This window comes from Frankia sp. CeRuru1, from assembly GCF_977966315.1.
This window is the reverse complement of the sequence record NZ_CDWWEW010000001.1, coordinates 1-18,039: the sequence shown is the minus strand read 5'-3', so window position 1 is coordinate 18,039 and position 18,039 is coordinate 1. Positions and strand designations below refer to the sequence as shown.

Below are 18,039 nucleotides of genomic sequence, written 5' to 3'. Positions count from 1 at the left end.
GGCGTCGGTGATCAGGACATCGTCCACCTCGGGCTATCGAGCCCCGTAGTGGCTCGGGAAGGTGGCCCCGGTCAGTACGGCCACCGACCCGGGCCGGGCGTACGCGTACAGATAATCACCGGCCTGGATCTCGTCGGCGTGCATGAGATTCAGTTCCGCCTTCCCGAAGAAGGCGGGCATGAAGAGCGTGGCGAGGAGGAGAATCCCGCCGCAGCCCGCCAGGGCGTGCCGCCGTCGCCACCGCCCGGTCACCGGCGCGACGGCGCAGCACACCAGCGGCGCGCACCAGGGCAGGGAGAACAGGATCGCCCGCAGGATACTTTCGCCGCCGTAACTCTGCCCGAGCAGGATGACGCCCGGTGCGATGCTCAGCAGGATGAGCGGAAGCACCCGGCCGTCACCGCGGTGCAGCCGGCGCAGCCCGCCGATGCCGGCCAGCGCCCAGACCGTGCCGGTCAGGATCAGTCCGGCGGTTTTGGCCAGCTTTCCCGACGAAGGAAGCGGCGGCTCCTCTGACCGGGCGTTCGCGAACGGGTCGGGACTGCTGAAGACCCCGAAATGATCCTGAACATAGGCGAAGTGCGGGATCAGATAGGCGATCGTCAGACCGGCCATGGCGACCACCACCCACCTCGGCCGCACGAGCCCGGCCGCGGTCAGCGCACCGGCCCCGAGGAGGAGCAGGTACGGGGTCAGCTGGTGGCTGACCACCGCCGCCCCGTCCAGGAGCAGCACGACGCCGACCGCCACCGGCAGCGACCAGGTTGGGCCTGGCGGGGCTGCGAAGCGCAGCGGCGGCCTTCTGCTGTGGACTCCGGCGGACCGCACGGCCCGCCGCAGGATGGCCCTCGGCGCGCCGGTACGGAGTTGCCGCAGGAGCACCAGGTACAGGGCGAGGCTCAGCGTCCGGCCGAGGGCCTGGGGGGCGAAATAGTCCTGCCCGACCCAGTTCGTCACGACGAAGACCAGTGCCGCGCCCGCGGCGATCCGCGGCTCGCGAAGCAGCGTCCTGGTAGCCGCCCAGACGAGAAGGGCGTCGATGCCGGTGAAGAAGACTTCGGTCCAAGCGGCGAAGGCGATCGGGTTGGGTCGGCCGGCGAGCGAGCCGAAGACCGCGGTACCGGCGAAGAAGCCGGGCCATCGGTGGTAGATGTCGATGTCGATGTCGACGCCGCCATGCTGCTCGAGATAGCGGACCACGCCGACGTGCTTGTACACCCAGGGGTAGTGCGGAACGTCCAGGATGAGCGGAAGGGTGCCGTAGAGCACGAGAATGCAGGCAAGCAGGTAGGCCACCGCGATGAACGGCTGGAAGCGGGCCCGTCCGACGGCGCCGGCAGCGCCGAGCAGGAGCACGCCCAGGCCGACGTACCAGGCGATGGGCAGTGCCGGCAGGAGACCGTAGTCGGTGAGGTTCTCAACGTGGATCCACCGCAGTGACAGCCCCCAGAGGGTGATGCCGACCGCCAGCGGGGACAGCCATGGAAGGCCCGTCGCGAAGGGGCCTGACAACCGCGCCGGCCGCCGGATTCCGGGGTCCTCGGGCCGTCTTTGACGGACCGAGCGGAGACGGGCCCGAGCAGCCGCCGCGTGGGGCTGGGAAGCCCCGTTCCGGCCGAGCCGAGGATCCGGTATCTCCGGCGGAAGCAGCGGTCTGCCGGTCAACGCCCTCGCACCTTCCCGTCAGCGCGCGGGTCCGCGCGCGGCTGGGCGCGGAGGTCCACGCACAGGCTGTGGATGAGGACCGCACAGCAGGCAAGTCCCACGACGGCCTGCACCACGGCTGGGTGCCACCATCCCGACCAGACCATGAGCATGCTGGTCAGGACGTCGATGGCAAGGCTGATGGCGACGGCAAGCCCGACCCAGGCCGCCGTCCCGTCGACCGGGAACCTGGCCAGCACGGCGGCCCCGGGAAGAAGGAATGCGACGGGGACGGCGAGCAGGACCCGTACCGGAGAATCTGTTCGGCCGACCACAAGAAAGGCGAGCGTCACGGTTACCGCCACAAGCGCCGCCTGCGTTGTTCGGCGGGCGTACACGCTGCTCATGGTTGTGCTCCAGGGGTCGCGGTGGAGATCCGCGGCTCGGGGATGGGCGCCCTGGGAAAGGGTGCGGGGAGAGCACCGGGAGTCGGTGCGTGGTCATGAGGCAGGTCGCAGTGCCGGCGCCGGGCGAGGGCCCGGCTGGCGGCATAGCCGACCGGCCCTCGGGCCATACCGACCAACTCGGTCAAGGCCAGGGACCGGGGATAGTCACGGGATTTGCCGGTGTTCTTGCTGCTGCGTGGGTGGAGAAGATGGTGCAGGCCGCCGGGGACGAGACGGGCGATCTGGAGGCGTTCGGCGGGTTGGGTCGCGATGCGTTTGGTGACCATCGCCCCCAGGCCGGCCCCGTAGTCATACATCTGACGCCGCAGTTCGACAGTGGTCCGCTTGTGCAGGTGGCGGATCAGCGCGGCCGGCTCGTAGACCAAGGCGTGGCCGCTCTGCACCACGGACAGGAAGATGTCGATATCCTCGCCGCCGCGGGCCGCGGTGCCCGTGCCGAGAAATTCGTCGAAACCACCAAGCTGACGCAGCGTATCAGTCCGGAAAGCGCTGTTCGCGCCGCTGCCGAACACGCCCGCGGTATAGGGATAGAGCAGGTCGCCTGATCGATTCTCGGTGCGGTCGAACCGGCGTCGGACGAAGCCCTTGCCGAAGCCGCCGAACTGCTCGAACCACACCTGCGCCGGAGTCGCGAGCTCCAGCGGCCGGATCAGCCCGGTGACGCACGCCACCGTCTCATCGACGACACCCGAGCCGGTGGCGAACCCGGACAGGAGGAACTCCAACCAGCGCGGGTCGACCTCGACGTCGTCGGTGAAGACGACCACCGGTGTGGTCGCGGCGGCCAGTCCGGCGTTGCGGGCCCGGGAAAGCCCCCTCGCGGGCTCGGCGACGTACCGCACCTCGCCGGCCATCCGACCGAGCTGTTCGCGGATGCCGCTGGTGCGCGGCCGGTTGTCGACCACGATGATTTCCTGCGGCGGCACGGACTGCGCCAGGATTCCCGCGAGCGTGGCCGCCAGCGAGGGGGAGGCGACGCAACTTGTCACGACGACGGTGCCGGCGAGTTCGGCGGGGAGCATCGGCCGGCAGACGTCTGACGTCACAACTCCGTCGATCGGGACCGTTTCGGGCACCGCGAGCCCGTCCGCGGTCAGGTGGGCGGCCCCGTCCAGCCACGCCCTGATCTGCCGGTCCGGGGTGTCGACCATCACGGTCAGTCGGGCAAGGGCGAACGGGTCGTCGGCGCCGTGCGACATCATGTTGCGCACCCCGCAGGCGGACGTGAAGCCACCCTGCCCGACGAGCCGCCGGACGGCATGGTCGTAATTGCCGTGGGGGTAGGCGAAGGAGCCCACCGGTGCGCCGATCGCAGCGGTCAACCGGGCGTTGCAGTCGCTGATCTCCCGGCGCGCCTCGGCGCCGCGCAGCATGCCGGCCTGGCCGATCCAGTCGGTGACGACGTAGCAGGTCGCGGTGTCGACCGTCCAACGTCCATAGCTCGCCACCGGATAATCGGTCACCGAGTGGTACAGCAGAATCGGGATCACGGGTACCTCCGACAGGATCGGCTGACGCCGTTCCGTATAGGCACAGATGACCACCGAGAGCCGCGGGCCGGCCGGGAGGGTCATCATGCGTATTCCGTCGCGCCGGTTGTCCTGCGCCGGCCATGGGGAAGGTCACCCGGACTTCGCTGGCTGACGATGGTCGATACCGGCTGACCGGGACGGCTGAGCACCATGCCGTCCCACCTGGCGCTGTTTCGTGACCGAACGGTGAAGTTTTCCGACCATTCGACGAGGATGGTCCGCAGGACGCGCAGACCATCCCGGCCCGCATTCAGGTTGCTCACGCCGTGAAGGCGCTCGTGCTCAAAGCTGCCGACCTCGGTGACCCGCAGGCAGGCCTTGGCCGCGCGGAGGGCGATCAAGGTTTCGATCTCGAAGCCATCGCCATGCCGCCAGCTGCCGTCGGTTTCTCCCGGCGGCAGCCCGAGCATCGGCAGACAATCTCGCCAGAATGCGTTGTAGCCGTAGCACAGGTCGGTGAAGCGGCGGTGGAAGAGCAGGTTGACCAGATGACAGAAGAAGAGATTCCCAAGAGTGCGCAGCAGGGTAATGTCGTTGCTGCCGCCACGGTGGGCGAATCGGGTTCCCTTGACGAAGTCGGCGCCTTGGACGAGGGCCACGAAGAAGGCGGGTATCTCAGCCGGGTCGGCCGAGCCGTCGGCGTCGAGCGTGACCATAATGTCCCCCGATGCCACGGCAAAGCCGCAGGCCATGGCCTTGCCCTTGCCATATCTGTTCTGGCGGACGACGACCACGCCGGGGCGTAGCTCGCGGGCCAGTCGGACGGTGTCATCGGTGGAGTTCCCATCCACCAGGATTATTTCGGCGTCCACCGGAAGTCGGCCAAATACTTCCCGCAGATTCCGCGCCTCGTTGAGCGTCGGAATCACCACGCTTACCGATGGCGAATCACCCGAACCAGACAAGGACGCCCCCCTGGACAGACCTGGATGGCCGGTGGACCACGGTGGAATTTCGTCCTGCCGAGCTTCCGACCACGCGCTCGTCACGCGCCGTGACTCTAAATAATGGATGTTGATAGCTCCGGAATCCCGGGTGCTGGCGTGTCGCCGACGGGGGTCGGGATATTTCCTCATCGTCGGCGGCGGACGGTACGCAACCGGCGGCCCAACCGTTTCCCCGGCCGGTCGGGGCATGGCCAGCGGATGCGCTCACCTAGACACGGGCGCGGCGGCGATACGCGTCCAGACGGGGTGTCCAGACGGGGTTCTGGACGCGCGACCACTGAGGTGCGTACGTTCGCCACGACCGGCGGGTCGCTGGGGCTGCTCACCGACTGGCTCACCTTCGCCGGCTACGGGAGCGGGATCGTTCCAGGTCCAACCCAGCAGCGACTATGAACACCCACTGCCATCCGATGGAGCGGAGAACAACCGATATGGCCAAGGCCGGGGAAACCGCACGACGAAGGCCCGAGGTGCCTGACTCAACCGGAGGGCGGGACGAGGACCCCGCGATGCTCTCGTCGGTGGCGGCCACGCCCCGGGACACAACCATCCCGGCTATTCCGCAACAACGGCAACCAGAGCCGCCGGCAGCCGGGCCGCCGGAGTGGAAGGTCCGGCTGACCGCCAGAATCTTCATCATCGATGCCACGGCAATCACGGTCGCTCTTACCTGTTCCTATGTCCTCCGGTTCGGCATGAATTCGAACCCAACCGTCCACGGGGCGTCATATCTCTCCGTCGCGATAGGTATCGGACTGGGCTGGCTCGCCATGCTCGGCGCCGCCGATACCTATCAGACGAAATATCTGGGCATCGGAACCGAGGAATACCGGCGGATCAGCGTCGCGACGTTCCGACTGTGGGGCACGACGGCGATCCTCTCCTACGTCCTGCGCGCAGAAGTCGCTCGCGGGTTCTGTCTGGTAGTCCTGCCGCTGGGGCTGCTGCTGCTGATTACCGGTCGGATGCTCGCCCGCCGGCGGCTGGTGGCGGCTCGGCGGGCCGGCCGTGCCCGCCACCGAGTTGTCGTCGTCGGTGACCGTAGCACGGTGGCCGAACTCGTCAGCGAGTTCCGATATGAACCCGCGGCCGGATTCGAGATCGTCGGCGCATGCCTACCCCGGCAGGACGACTACTCGGCCGATTATTCTCCCTTTCCCGTCCTAGGTGCCCTGCCGGCGCTGCGGTCCGCCGTCGCCCGCGCCATGGCCGACACGGTGGTGGTCGCCTCGTCCGCGGCGGTCAACATCGAAGCCGCCAAGCGGATCGCCTGGGACCTCGAGGGGACCGGTGTCGATCTCGTCATCGCGTCGAGTATGGCCGGAATCGCCGGGCCGCGGGTGTCCCTGCGGCCGATCGCAGGTCTCCCCCTGCTACACGTGGAGAGCCCGGTCTATACCGGTTGGCGAAAGGTCGCCAAAGACATCTTCGACCGAATCCTTGCCGCCGTGGCCCTCGTTACCCTGTCTCCGCTGCTGCTTCTCGTCGCGTTGACCATCCGGGTCGACAGCACCGGACCGGCGTGGTTTCGCCAGACCCGGGTGGGTAAGGACGGCCGCGAGTTCCAGATCCTCAAGTTCCGGACGATGTACGTGGACGCCGAACGGCGCCGGGCAGCGCTGGAGGAGCGCAACGAGGCTGACGGGCCACTTTTCAAGATTCGCGACGACCCCCGCGTCACTCGGGTCGGACGGACGCTACGGCACCTGTCGATCGACGAGCTGCCGCAACTCGTCAACGTCCTCCGCGGCGAGATGTCGCTGGTGGGGCCGCGGCCGCCGCTGCCGGCAGAGGTCGCTCAATATCACGACTCCGTCCACCGTCGATTCAAGGTCAAGCCCGGCCTGACCGGGCTGTGGCAGGTAAATGGGCGTTCAGAACTGCCCTGGCGGGACGGGGTGCGGCTCGACCTCTACTATGTCGAGAACTGGTCGATCATGCTCGACCTCGCCATCATCGCCCGGACTGTTCGCGCCGTTCTGCGGCGGTCCGGCGCATTCTAGGCTGGCGGAAGGGGCGGATAGCCGGCCCGCCAGTCGGCCCGCCGGGTCCAGACGACGCGCCAGCCGCCGCTCCCGGCGCCGGCCGGCCGGCCGATTACCGTGGCGAGGGCCGCCCGCAGCGCCACCCCGAGAAGCAGCATCGCCAGACACACCGTCCGGCGCCACCCGGTCCAATGGGTCCGCGCCAGTGTCACCTTGCCCGTCATCACCAGCACGTGCTTGTCCGCCCATCCGGCGGAGGACGCACCGCCATGGTGAACCACGACCGCGCCGGGTGTGATCACGGGATCCAGGCCGGCTCGGCGGGCCCGGATCGACAGGTCGACGTCCTCGCCGTACATGAAGAAACGGGGGTCGAAGCCACCGAGCTGCTCGAACAGCGCGCGTGGGATGAGCAACAGGCAGCCCGTCACCACCCCCACGGCCCGAACCGTGTCGCGAGGCCACGGTCCCATTGATTCGGGATCGAACAGGGCCGAACGCCGGAAGGCGGTGGACAGTCCGAGGCCGAAGCACACATGGCTCCAGACGGTCGGGACAGCCCAGCACGACCTGGGGTCGATGGTCCGGTCCGGACCGAGGGTGCGACCGCCGTAGATGCCGTGCCTCGGGTTGGCCCGCGCGAAGTCCAGCAGGTTCGCGACCGCGCCGGGGAGCACCACCGTGTCGGGGTTGAGGAGGAGCAGGTACTCCCCCTTCGCGTGGGAGGCCGCGAGGTTGACCGCCCGGCCGAAGCCGAGGTTCGTCCTCTGCTCGATCAGGTTCACCGCGGGAAACCGATCACGGATGATCGAGACAGAGTCGTCCGTGGAGGCGTTGTCCAGGACGATCATCTCGGTCGCTAGACCGTCGGACGCGGCTACACAGGACTCCAGGCATGCCGCCGTCATGGCGCCGGTGTTGTACGAGACGATCAGGATCGAGACGTCGACGCCCATTTCCCTCTCCAGACCCAGGTAATCTGTGACCCAGGTAATCTGTGTCGGCAGTGGTGGTCCGGCCGTCGGCCGTAACGCTGATCGTGCCAACTGGCCCCGGCCGCCAGTTCCTGCCTCAGCCTAGACGACGGGTTGTCGTTCGGTTGGTTATCCGACCGCGGGCCGGTGGCGTTTCTGGCGCATTCCGGGTCCTCGCAACGCGGGCCAGCATTCCCACCCGGTCCCCGGTCGGCTCCTCGGGGTCAGCAGCTCCTCTGCCAGATCAGTGCCTTTGCGAGGGCGCCCCACTCGTAGGCGATCGCATAAGGCCATTCCCGGAGGCGACGCGGGCCGACCACAGTGACCCGCAGATCACCGTGGAAGCAGCGGCTGATGCGGACACGGGCGCGGGTGTCCTGCGCGCGGCCGGTGACGAAGAGGATCCTGGTCCAGCCATGTCGGGCGGCGAGCTCAGCGGTTGCCCGCGCCTCGCCCCGAGTGGTCACCGGGTGCGGAGAAAAGCAGATCACCTCCACCTTCGGTGCCTCGTGGGCGGAGCACCACCGCATCCCGGGGGTGGACATCACGAGGACGGGAGCGTAACCGGTACGGGCCAGTTCGATCGCCTTGCCGGTTCTGTCCCCCGGACCCGCCAACATGACGATGGCGTCCGCCTGGACGGGCACGTCGGCGGCCGGGAATACGAACAGCCGAAGGGTAAGCGCGGTGAAACCTGCCAGGACCACCGCGAACAGCATCACGATGAGCCGGCGTCGCCCCGCTCGTCCCCACCGGTGGCGCGCAGCCCGGCCCGCCTCCGGCGGGAGGCCGGATGACCGCCGCTCACCGGCCGGCGGTGACGACGCAGCGGAAACCACACCGTCATTCAAACATGCCGGTACCTGACCACGACCGAGGAAATCGTCGGTGCCCGAGGACCCCGGCCGGCCCCGAACCCCCATCTGTCGGTATTTCTCCTGACCACGGATTCTCCGTTTCCCGGGCCGGGCTAGAGGTCTCTCAACAAAGTCGCGAACCGGCGGGCCTGGGCTTCCGTGTTCAGGCGGTGCTCGACGTCCAGGCGGGCGGCCGCACCGAGCGCGGCCGCCCGGTCCGGGTCGAGCACCAGCTGCACGACCGCTTCAGCGAGCGCATCGGTGTCGTAGGGCGGAACGAGAATCCCGGTACGGCCGTGATCGACGTAGTCCCGGATGCCGGGGGTATCGGTCACCACGACGGGACGACCACTGGCCATCGCCTCCAACACGACAGTGACGCCGCTCACGTGAAGATTGGGCCGGAGGCAGACGACCACCATCGATGCGGTCCTGTACAGGTCGCTCACCTCGGGAAGAGTAAGACGGTTCCGACGCCGGCCGAGCCACGGTGGCACGGCCACGTTTCGGGCTGTCACCAGCTCGAGTCTCAGCTCCGCCAGCCTCATCTCCGCCAGCCTGCTCCGCCCCTGGGACAGGCCGCGGACCAACGTTTCGAAGTCGCGGTGCCGGTCATTTCCGATACTCACCACGAGCCCTTTCTCCGGAGGGCTTCCAGAGGGCCGGAAAAATGTGGAGTCGACCCCGAACAGAACGTGCGAGAAACGGCTTTCAGGAATGCCAAGCTGCGTTCGGAGCGGCGGAATCTGGGCGGTGGAAAGCGTAAATATCCGACTGGCCCTTCGCAGGGCACAGCGGGCGATCTCCCGCGAGCCGGGCCGTCGACCGGCGACATCGGCCAGCCAGATCACGCCGGTCACGACGGGTGGGTGGTTTCGCGTTCCCGCCATCAGCGCCGCCGGGACCCCGACCCGCTCGTCCCAGCACAAGGCGACGTCCGAGCTGCGGACCGTTCGACGGGAGGCCGCGGTCTCCACCCACTCATAGCCGCCGAAAATACGTGGACCACGAACGAAGAATGCGTCCCGGGACACCCGCAAGCTAACCGGGGATACTTTCACTGAATAGCGCGCCAACCGGTCGAATCCATACGGAAAAGCGTCCGGAACCTCGCCGCGGCCATGACGCTCGCGCCACTCGTTCGCGTCAAGGCCACCGCTGTAGTGAAGCGCAAGATTACATTCGACCATTGGTCCACCTAAGTTATGATAATTCACGAGAATTCTCATCGCCAGCGCCGGGCGTCACCGCGGGAAGTGTCGTCGGGTCCCCACGCACGCACCCGGTCCGGCCACGATGGTCTACCGTGTGTGCCGCCCGCCTACCTGAATACGACTGCGTCGCGCGGGCCGGCGCCGGCTTGGGGTGATCAGACAGTGGATTTTGTCATGCAACAGTCGGATCGCGCCGACCCGGCGAGCGGAAAAACCCCCGCAGCCCCGGCGCACCATAAGCATGCGCGCGCAAGCGTCGTCATTCCGGCCTATAACGAGGCGGCCGTGATCGGCCGCTGCCTTGACCGGCTCGCCGACGGCGCCGCCCCCGAGGACCTGGAGATTGTCGTGGTCGCCAACGGCTGCTCCGACGAGACCGCCCGTCGGGCCCGCGACCGAGGTGTCCGCTGCGTGGAGACCGCGAAGGCCGGCAAGGCCGCCGCGCTGAACCTTGGCGACGCCGAGGTCACTGCCTTCCCGCGATTCTATGTGGACGCCGACCTGGAGGTGTCCGGCGCCGACCTGCTGCGGGTGGCCGACGTGCTGCGGACCGGCCCGGCACTGGCCGCATCACCGCGCCTGACAATCCATCTTGCCGGCACGAGCCGCGTGGTACGCGACTACTACCGCATCTGGCTGCGGCTGCCCTATGTGCGCAACGGCCGAATCGGTGGGGTCATTGGAGTGAGCGAGCAGGGCCGGACCTATTTCGATCGTTTCCCGGACGCAATCGCGGATGACTTCTTTCTCTATCACCGGTTCGCACCGGATGAGCGATGCACGGTCGACGGCACCTGTTTCGTCGTACATCCGGCCCGGACCGCACGCGACCTCGTTCGACAGAAGAGCCGGGTTTTCGCCGGCAACGCCCAACTGCGCGCCCTCGGGCTGGCGCCCGCGGGCGGTCCCACGAAGGGTGGTCGTGGCCTCGCCGACGGGTCCGTGGACTGGCTCAGGGCGGTCCGCGCCGAGCCCCGCCTGCTCGGCGCGGCGCCGGCGTATCTCGCGGTCTCCACCGTGGCGAAGGTGCTCGCCCGCCGGAAGGTTCGCCGCGGGGATCTCGGCACGTGGGAGCGCGACGGCAGCAGCCGCGGGGGCAGCCCGGCACCATCGCCATCGACGCCGCCATCGCCATCGACATCGTGTCTCTGACCTTGCCTCGGGTCCGGCCACTCATCGGGTCCGGCTACTCATCGGCTCTGGCCACACAGGACCACCGGCCGGCCGGTGTCCGCCCAGACGTTCCCGGCACTGAAGAAAGTGGTCTTACCGGCATCGTCGTTGCCCAGCCGGCAGACACTCCAGCGGAAGCCGCGGCCGAAACGGTTGTCCGTCACGCGGAGGTTCCTGGCAGCGACCACAAGCGTCGTTCCGCCGGCGTTCAACCAATTTTGGTCGATAACCACATCACGGTTACCTCCGTTCGCCCACTCCAGAAAGACGACGGCTGTCTGGGTCTTGTCGTACGGGGAGAGGTCGAGGTTGTTACACACCACACTCAGGTCCCGGACGCCGCGGACCTGGATGCCGTCGGTATGGGCCCCTTTCGGTGGCCTTCGGTCATGGACGTAGTTATGACGGATGGTGACGCCGGAAACCGGTCCGAGCGTGGACGAGATGTGGAAGCCATCGTCGCCACCGGAAAGATTACTGTACTGGATGACGTGACCTGCGCCACCTCTGATTGCGATCCCACTTGTCGCCACGTGATCGATCAGCACATTACTTCCGCGCACGCGGATGCCATCGTGGACGATCGAGTTTCTTATCGTCACGTTGTCGGCGTAGATGTCGATGAGTCCGGAGAACTCCTTGTTCTCCAGCACCTGTCCGGGAGTGGCCAGTTTCCCGGCGGGCATCGGCTGGAACCGGGATCCGGGCGCGGGGCCGGTGTTCGAGGCGTCCGGCTTGCGGTCGCATCCTCGGGCCGCGGCCGGGTCGCCCCCTGGTAGGCCGCGGGTCGCGGCACCGCCATCCGGTGAAACCCCGGCCGGGACAGTGGCCGGGACAGTGGCGGGGGCCGGTGTGCCCGCCGTCCGCGCGGGCCCGTCTCTCGAGCGAAGGGCGACCAGCAGCCCACCGCCCGCCACCAGCGCCACGAGCACCGCCACGGATCCAATCAGGACATACCGGTGTCGATTGGTCAAATCAGCGCGAGCCATCGAATCCTTCCAGGGATATCCCACTGAGCCGGGGGCCGCGCCGTACCGGCCCTTTTCGCGGGTCTGGAGACCCGAGCGGGGAACTCCAGCCGGTCTACGCCTGCACTGCCAGGAGACGGGGCTCGGCGGGCGCGGCCGGGCCGAGGACGAAGTCCAGGAAGGCGACGTGCCGAGCGGACCAACTGTTGTCCGCGACGAAATCCAGCCGGTCAGCCTCCGTGACGGCCGGCCAGGTCAGGACCTCGTTCATCGCCACCACCGGATCGTCCCCCGGGCGCAGCAGCCGGACCCGCCGCCCGATGCCCCGAACCGGGGCAAGGTCCGTGGCGAGGACGGGACGCCCGGCTGCCAGATATTCGTAGATCTTGATGGGGTCCATGGCCTCGGTCAACGGAGTGCTCCGGTGGGTGAGCAGGCACACGTCGGCCGCGGCGATCAGACCGGTCACAGCCGGCCGGGGCAGATGGCCGGGCAACCGCACCGACCGCAGCATCCGCAGCGACCGGACGGAGGCCTCGTCCGGGATGGGGCCGGCCAGAATCACGGTGCCAGCCGACGCCAGGCGGCGAATCATGTCCAGATCGAGGCGGGTGTCGACGGTGCCCGCGTACACGCACCACGGCCGTGGGAGGCGCCGGAGCCAGTCCGGCGGGGACGGCGGGCGCAGCCACTCGGCCGGATCGACACCGTTGTGCACGACCAGCCCGGCACCGGTCGGCCCGGCACCGGTCGGATGGAGGCGTTCCAGCAGCGGCCTGGACACCGCGATGACCGGCAGCCGCCGGCGCCGGATCTCCTCGTAGGCATGCCGGAAGGCCGGATGCCACCGTCGTAGCGGTGGGTAGGTCGCCCAGTCGTCCCGGGCGTAATACATGACCGAGCCGGCCCAGGACATGTCGGCGAAGCCCGCCAGCGGTGGATACATAGTGATCACGACGGGTCGTTTGCAGCCGGCCCGGCCCGCGGCCCGGCCGAGCCTCCTGTCATACCGCCGATAGGCCGCCCGCAGCGACGGCAGCGTCACCGGGTCCTTGCGGCGCCACCGCTGCGGCGACACCAGATGCCCCTCAACGCCACCGGACGGTGGCAGGACGGTGGTCCGGCCGCCCCGCAGCACCGTACCGAGGTGGCTCCGGAACGGCTCGGCCACGACCACGCGCCGGACCCTGGGCGATCGCAGCAGGGTAAGCAGTAGACGATCGGGAGGACGCATGTACGCCCTGATCGCCATGTCCTGGAGCGTCTCGACCGGCAGGGCCAGCACCACGTCCCGCTGGTCCGCCGTGGGGGCATCTTCCATAAGAGTGGACTCCTTCACCGTTGAGCCGTCGGGTTCACCCGTGAGCCGTCGGGCCCAGCGCGTCGTCTCTGCGCGACGACGCCGGAGCAGGCTGCCCCGAGCCGGCGCTCGCGCGCCGGGCACACTGCAGTAGGTCCGCCAACGCGGGTGGGCGTTGTCTCCACGTGATCATGATGTAGGTTGCGGCACCGGCCAACACGCTCGCCAACAGGCACACCGGGCGGGCAAGCCGGAACCCGTGGGTGAGCCATTGGACAGCGGCCATCATGGCGACGGTCCCCGCGGTCGCCACGACGTGCGGCCAGACCGCGGTGACCAACTCGCGCGGCTTCGCGTCCACCAGTCTGAAGGGAATCGCGAAGCCGGGCGGTAGCAGGAGGACGATCACGATGGCGTACGCCGCCGCGACCCCGTTGATTCCCCACGGCAGGCCGGCGAAGTAGCTGCCGAGCATCAGCAGGCCGGAGAAGATTCCCCAGCGCAGCAGCAGGTCGGTTCTTCCCTTCACGTTGTAGAGGACCCCGACGCTGAAACTCACCGACTGGATGCCGCCGATCGGGGCGAGCAGCCAGATGAGCGGCACCAGCCGTTCCCAGCGCGCGCCGAGCACGACCAGGACGACGTCGCGCGCGACGACAGTGAGTCCGGCCATGACCGGAAAACAGACCAGAGCGGCGACCGCGCATGACCGGAAATAGACCCGGCGGATCGCGGCGTGATCGTCCTGGAGTCGGGACAGACCGGCGAACATGACTTCCTGGAACGCCGTGGAAACAGTGCTCACCGGATACATGAGCACCCGCTGCGCCAGGCCATAGTAGCCCAACTGCTGGGCTCCGAGGAAATGCCCGACAATCACCTTGTCGCCGTGCAGCAGAAAGAAGTTGAAGACGCTGAACCCGCTCAGGTTGGCGCTGAAACGCAGCACGGACCTGACCTCGGCGGGGCTGAACGACGCCCTGGGACGCCACGGCGACTGCAGCCACGCGACGAGGGTGGTGACCCCGAATCCGACCAGATAGCCGATGACCAGTGACCACACCTGGTAGCCCAGCAGGGCGAGCAGGATCGAGCAGGCCGCGTTGGCCGCTGTCCCGATGATGTTCGCCGCGGCGACGGCACCGAACTTCATCTCCCGGCGGAGCAGCCACTGCTGCAGGTCACCGAGGCTGGCGAGCAGCAGGCCGAGGCCCAGGACCTGGAGCACGGGCGTCAGCGCCGAGTCACCGTACAGGCTGGCCAGGCCGGGCGCCAGCAACGCCAGCAGGCCCGAGATGACCAGACCAAGCCCGATGTTGAGGAAAAAGACGCTGCTGAGCAGCCGCTCGCTGATCTTGTCTCGTTGGACAACCGCCATGCCGGTCCCGAAACCCCGCAGAATTTCGAGGAACATCACGATGACCAGCGCCATCGTCATGAGACCGAACGCCCGCGGTTCGAGCAGATGAGCCAGGACGACCTGGACCAGCAGGCGGGTGACCTGCACGACAACCTGGTTCACCGACATCCACCGGGCGCCGCTGGCCATCGAACCGCGCGGCGCCCGACGGGGCAGCGACGGCTCCGCCACGGTCTCCCCCGCCCCCAACAGGGCGGACGACCGGGTCACGGCCGGTGGCTGGCTCACCGCTGCCACCCGGAGGCCAGGACCGCCGGTGCGGGGGTCATCCGCCAGAGTGCTCCGGCGCAGCCGATGAGCAGGAACAGCAGGCCGGCAAGCATCGCGAAGCTCAGGGCGTCGAAGGTGAGGAAGCTGACGACCCCGGCCAGGATCGAGGCCATCAACGCCTGGCCGAGTTCCCGGTCACGCTGTTCCCGGGCCCGACGCCGCGCCCCGCGGGCCACCAAGAGACCGACGGCGACCCAGACCAGCAGCACGGTTGTCCCGACGACTCCGGTCTCCAGCACCAAGCCGAGTAGCTGATTGTCAAGGTAGAAGTACTGGTGGGGGGTGAATGTGCCCAGTCCACGGCCGAGGAGCGGCCTTTGCGTGAACAACTTCCAGACCTGGGCGTAGTCCTCGGTGCGGCCGGTCACGCTGGGGTCCGCGCCGGCCCGCAGGAACAGCGAGACGGTCGCCTCGAGCAGACCGGGAAACAGCGTGTGCAGGACGAGGACGGACCCGGCCAGCGCCAGCAGGCCGTTGAGGCGGCGGCGGACCGGCCAGACCGCCGTCAGGGTCAGGATCGCCACGGCGACGCTCACAGCGGTGCTTCGCGAGACGCTCATCGGCAGGACGGCCCCGATGACGGCGACCTGGGCCCAGGCACCGACCCGCGCCCACCCGCGGGCGGCGACGGCGTAGTACAGGGCCAACGGCAACACCACGGCCAGGACAACCCCGAACTCGATCGGATGCACGGCCGTCGCGGCGACCCGCTCGAAGCCAGACCGGACGTCGACGCGATCGACGTCCGGTCTGAGCGACATTCCCGGGGGGACCAGGACGGCGCTGTAGTTACGACCGGTCAGAAACTCGATCCCGCCGATGGTGGCCATGAAGGTGGCGCCCAACACCACCCGGCGCAGCAGGCTGTCCAGCCGGGTCCGGCACCGGATCGCATCGGCGGCCAACAGCGTCACCCCGGCCTGCGCCACGACCGTCACGAGACTGCGATGAGCGGAGCTGACCTCTGTCGCTTCCACCACGCGGGTGAACATCATCGCGAAACTGAGCGTGAGAACCCATACGAGTACCAGCGTCGCGGCTCGCACCGGCTGGAACACCGGGTCGAACCGGGCGCGTCGTGCGGCCTGGTGAACCAGCCAGCCGGCAAGACAGCAAAGGCCGACGGGCACGGTCAGCTTCCCCAACGGCGGGAGCCGGTAGGTCGCCGGCACGGCGAAGAGAACGAAGACCATCAACGTCAGCAGCGTCACCGCGTCCCGCCGACTCGCCAGCAGGGGCACCGCCACGGCCGGGACGGCCAGCACCACGGCCGGCCCGACCGGCCCGAGCACCATCGCCGCCGCTACGGCGGCGGATCCGAACGCGACCGCGGCGAGCACCGGCCCGGCGGCGCCGGGTGCCTGGCCGGCACCGAACGGCCCGGCCCCCGGCGCCGCCCGGCCGGCGAGAGAGCCGGCGGTCATCCGGCCACCAGCCCGCTGGTCACCGGTTCACCTCTCACCGGTTCGCCTCGAACCGCCAGGCGACCCGTCGAGTGCCCGCCATGGGATCTTCGGGGAGTGCGTGCCGTCCGCGCCGGCCCCGGCCACGGCTGGCGCCCGCCCGGGCGGGACCGTAATGCTCCGCCCCTCCCCGTGACCGGGCCCGGCGCCCGGCCTCAGCGTCGACGGCAAGCGCCAGCCCCAGCGCCGCTGCCACGCCGAGGAACGCGACGGTGCCAAGCAGCTTGAGGCTACGGGCGGGCTGCACGCTCGTCAGCGGCGGCTCGGACAGCGGCGCTATCCGGTAACGCTGGTCCGGCGGCACAGCAGACTGCAGATCGTTCGACTTCGCGGTGATCACACGTACCACCTGATCCAGGGTGCGAGTGGCCTCGGTGGGATCGGCGGCCGTGGCCGTTACATCGAGGAATACCGTCTCCGGTTGCACCGAGATCTCGTAGTCACCATGGAATCCAGCCGAACGGATCTCCTCCCGCACCTGCCGAGAGTTCATGATCTTCGACTCCGTGAGAGCCAGCAACTTGAGTGAATCGCCAAAGTAGGAGAGCGGGTTGACGGGCTGCAGGATAAACCCGGAACCGGAGGAGGATGTGGCGAGCTTCTGCTCCACCGACGGGCCGACCACGAGGACCATGGCCTTCGACTGGTAGACAGGCTTGGCGACAGACATCGTGATCCCGATTGCGGCCGCCGTGGCGAGCAGGATCGGAAGCATGACATACCATCGGCGGAACGCCGTTCTGGAGATCGTCACGATGTCCATGTCGGGCTCCCCCGGTAAGCCGACGACGCCGACGGCGAGGCCTGGTCCGCACCATGACCGGAAGGTTCTGTCATTCGGGGCTCCAAGGATTCATGCGCCTGAACCGATCCCATCATCAGCCTGGATCGATTCAATGTAGTCGCCCTGCGCCGCGCCGATATGCAGGCCGACCCGCGTGTCGTCGCGCTACCCGGACCGGTGGGAGGGGGACTTCGCGGCGAGTCGGGTCCCGATTCGGGTCCCGAATGCCATGCGTACCTCGCCGCCCATGTGCCGAGCATGGGGCAATGCCCACTGCCGCCCCAGAACCGCCAGGCAGCGAGCCCGCTCGACCCAGTCGAGCCGGTCGTGGGACAGGATCACGTGAATCATCCGGACGGTCTTCTCCACCATCGGCAGCGACGGTGCCTGCCGGTGCGGGTCAAACCACAGAGCGCGTTCCGCAGCACCCGGGTTGGCATTCATCGAAGTGTTCTCGTGGAAACGCCTGAGAAACAGGCGTTCGGGCACCTCGACAAACTGTCCACCCAGGGCGAGCTGCGCCAGGAGAACCACGTCGGAACCGACGTACTTTCCGATGAGATCCGTCTTCAGGAGCGATTCTGCCCGTATGATACCGAATACCGGATGGTATTCGGTGCGGGTCGACAGGAAGTGTCGCAGACGCTCGTGCGGCGTCGGCTCACACAGGTTCATCCCATCCTCGAAGCCACCGGTCACCGTATCGTTCAGGTCGATGAGCGCCGTTTTGGGGTAGGCCAGGACGGCAGTGGGCGACGCGGCGGTCAGGGCCGCGACGCACCGGCTGACGAACGCGGGGGCGCAGAGGTCGTCGTGGGCGGCCCACTTGAAGTAGGTTCCCTCGGCGAGGTGGACGATCCGGTTGTAGTTCCAGGCCGCGCCGCGGTTCACCGGACTCCGGTGGTACTCGATCCGCGGATCCCGGCGGACGAATTCCCGGCAGATCTGCTCGGTTCGGTCGGTACTGCCGTTGTCGGCGATGACGATCTGAAGGTTCGGGTAGTCCTGCACGACGATCGACTCCAGCGCCCGGGCCAGGAA

15 protein-coding genes are annotated in these 18,039 nt (G+C 68.2%); 2 read left to right on the top strand and 13 right to left on the bottom strand.

All coding sequences use genetic code 11. The features are described 5' to 3' along the window. Positions 1 to 33: 33 nt before the first annotated feature. The 4 genes from AC08OP_RS00075 to AC08OP_RS00060 all read right to left on the bottom strand — a co-directional run bounded on the left by AC08OP_RS00075 (position 34) and on the right by AC08OP_RS00060 (position 4,512). Complete coding sequence (locus tag AC08OP_RS00075) at positions 34 to 1,512, bottom strand: hypothetical protein (protein ID WP_476612320.1); 1,479 nt, start codon at positions 1,510 to 1,512, stop codon at positions 34 to 36. Positions 1,513 to 1,661: 149 nt separating this feature from the next. Next, positions 1,662 to 2,051 (bottom strand): hypothetical protein, encoded by a 390-nt coding sequence (locus AC08OP_RS00070; protein ID WP_476612319.1) that lies wholly within the window; start codon positions 2,049 to 2,051, stop codon positions 1,662 to 1,664. Continuing rightward, positions 2,048 to 3,685 (bottom strand): glycosyltransferase, encoded by a 1,638-nt coding sequence (locus AC08OP_RS00065; protein ID WP_476612318.1) that lies wholly within the window; start codon positions 3,683 to 3,685, stop codon positions 2,048 to 2,050. Before AC08OP_RS00065 ends, AC08OP_RS00070 begins: the two co-directional genes overlap by 4 nt. Next, positions 3,685 to 4,512, bottom strand: coding sequence for a glycosyltransferase family 2 protein (locus AC08OP_RS00060; protein ID WP_476612317.1), 828 nt, complete (start codon positions 4,510 to 4,512; stop codon positions 3,685 to 3,687). Before AC08OP_RS00060 ends, AC08OP_RS00065 begins: the two co-directional genes overlap by 1 nt. Before the next feature lie 548 nt (positions 4,513 to 5,060). Between AC08OP_RS00060 and AC08OP_RS00055 the strand changes: the two genes are divergently transcribed. Next, positions 5,061 to 6,593 (top strand): sugar transferase, encoded by a 1,533-nt coding sequence (locus AC08OP_RS00055; RefSeq protein ID WP_476612316.1) that lies wholly within the window; start codon positions 5,061 to 5,063, stop codon positions 6,591 to 6,593. Here AC08OP_RS00055 and AC08OP_RS00050 read toward each other — a convergent pair. The 3 genes from AC08OP_RS00050 to AC08OP_RS00040 form a co-directional block, all read right to left on the bottom strand. Further along, positions 6,590 to 7,531: a glycosyltransferase family 2 protein gene (locus tag AC08OP_RS00050; RefSeq protein ID WP_476612315.1), complete on the bottom strand. Its 942-nt coding sequence runs from the start codon at positions 7,529 to 7,531 to the stop codon at positions 6,590 to 6,592. The two genes, AC08OP_RS00055 and AC08OP_RS00050, sit on opposite strands and share 4 nt — an antisense overlap. A gap of 242 nt (positions 7,532 to 7,773) precedes the next feature. Then, on the bottom strand, positions 7,774 to 8,268 hold the full coding sequence (locus tag AC08OP_RS00045; protein WP_462202501.1) for a YdcF family protein: 495 nt from the start codon (positions 8,266 to 8,268) through the stop codon (positions 7,774 to 7,776). A gap of 251 nt (positions 8,269 to 8,519) precedes the next feature. After that, complete coding sequence (locus AC08OP_RS00040; protein WP_476612314.1) at positions 8,520 to 9,035, bottom strand: glycosyltransferase; 516 nt, start codon at positions 9,033 to 9,035, stop codon at positions 8,520 to 8,522. Between the two features lie 759 nt (positions 9,036 to 9,794). Here AC08OP_RS00040 and AC08OP_RS00035 point away from each other — a divergent pair. Next, entirely contained in the window at positions 9,795 to 10,772 is a 978-nt protein-coding gene (locus AC08OP_RS00035) for a glycosyltransferase family 2 protein (protein WP_476612313.1), read from the top strand. Between the two features lie 38 nt (positions 10,773 to 10,810). On the opposite strand, the gene AC08OP_RS00030 is transcribed toward AC08OP_RS00035, so the two are convergent. From AC08OP_RS00030 to AC08OP_RS00005, 6 genes are all read right to left on the bottom strand, one after another. Continuing rightward, complete coding sequence (locus AC08OP_RS00030; protein WP_476612312.1) at positions 10,811 to 11,446, bottom strand: right-handed parallel beta-helix repeat-containing protein; 636 nt, start codon at positions 11,444 to 11,446, stop codon at positions 10,811 to 10,813. 430 nt (positions 11,447 to 11,876) lie between these two features. After that, on the bottom strand, positions 11,877 to 13,082 hold the full coding sequence (locus AC08OP_RS00025) for a glycosyltransferase (protein ID WP_476612311.1): 1,206 nt from the start codon (positions 13,080 to 13,082) through the stop codon (positions 11,877 to 11,879). 34 nt (positions 13,083 to 13,116) lie between these two features. Then, positions 13,117 to 14,709 (bottom strand): lipopolysaccharide biosynthesis protein, encoded by a 1,593-nt coding sequence (locus AC08OP_RS00020; protein WP_476612310.1) that lies wholly within the window; start codon positions 14,707 to 14,709, stop codon positions 13,117 to 13,119. Then, on the bottom strand, positions 14,706 to 16,175 hold the full coding sequence (locus tag AC08OP_RS00015) for an O-antigen ligase family protein (protein WP_476612309.1): 1,470 nt from the start codon (positions 16,173 to 16,175) through the stop codon (positions 14,706 to 14,708). The genes AC08OP_RS00020 and AC08OP_RS00015 overlap by 4 nt, the downstream gene beginning before the upstream one ends. Before the next feature lie 34 nt (positions 16,176 to 16,209). Then, positions 16,210 to 16,977 (bottom strand): Wzz/FepE/Etk N-terminal domain-containing protein, encoded by a 768-nt coding sequence (locus AC08OP_RS00010; RefSeq protein WP_476612308.1) that lies wholly within the window; start codon positions 16,975 to 16,977, stop codon positions 16,210 to 16,212. Between the two features lie 186 nt (positions 16,978 to 17,163). After that, positions 17,164 to 18,039: glycosyltransferase family 2 protein (locus tag AC08OP_RS00005; protein ID WP_476612307.1), on the bottom strand; the 876-nt coding region annotated here is incomplete at its 5' end.

Excerpts from the sequence above, each read along its gene's own strand:
- AC08OP_RS00070 (WP_476612319.1), bottom strand. The coding sequence starts at position 2,051 with ATGAGCAGCGTGTACGCCCGCCGAACAACGCAGGCGGCGCTTGTGGCG.
- AC08OP_RS00065 (WP_476612318.1), bottom strand. The coding sequence starts at position 3,685 with ATGACCCTCCCGGCCGGCCCGCGGCTCTCGGTGGTCATCTGTGCCTAT.
- AC08OP_RS00050 (WP_476612315.1), bottom strand. The coding sequence starts at position 7,531 with ATGGGCGTCGACGTCTCGATCCTGATCGTCTCGTACAACACCGGCGCC.
- AC08OP_RS00045 (WP_462202501.1), bottom strand. The coding sequence starts at position 8,268 with ATGCTGTTCGCGGTGGTCCTGGCAGGTTTCACCGCGCTTACCCTTCGG.
- AC08OP_RS00035 (WP_476612313.1), top strand. The coding sequence starts at position 9,795 with ATGCAACAGTCGGATCGCGCCGACCCGGCGAGCGGAAAAACCCCCGCA.
- AC08OP_RS00025 (WP_476612311.1), bottom strand. The coding sequence starts at position 13,082 with ATGGAAGATGCCCCCACGGCGGACCAGCGGGACGTGGTGCTGGCCCTG.
- AC08OP_RS00015 (WP_476612309.1), bottom strand. The coding sequence starts at position 16,175 with ATGACCGCCGGCTCTCTCGCCGGCCGGGCGGCGCCGGGGGCCGGGCCG.
- AC08OP_RS00010 (WP_476612308.1), bottom strand. The coding sequence starts at position 16,977 with ATGGACATCGTGACGATCTCCAGAACGGCGTTCCGCCGATGGTATGTC.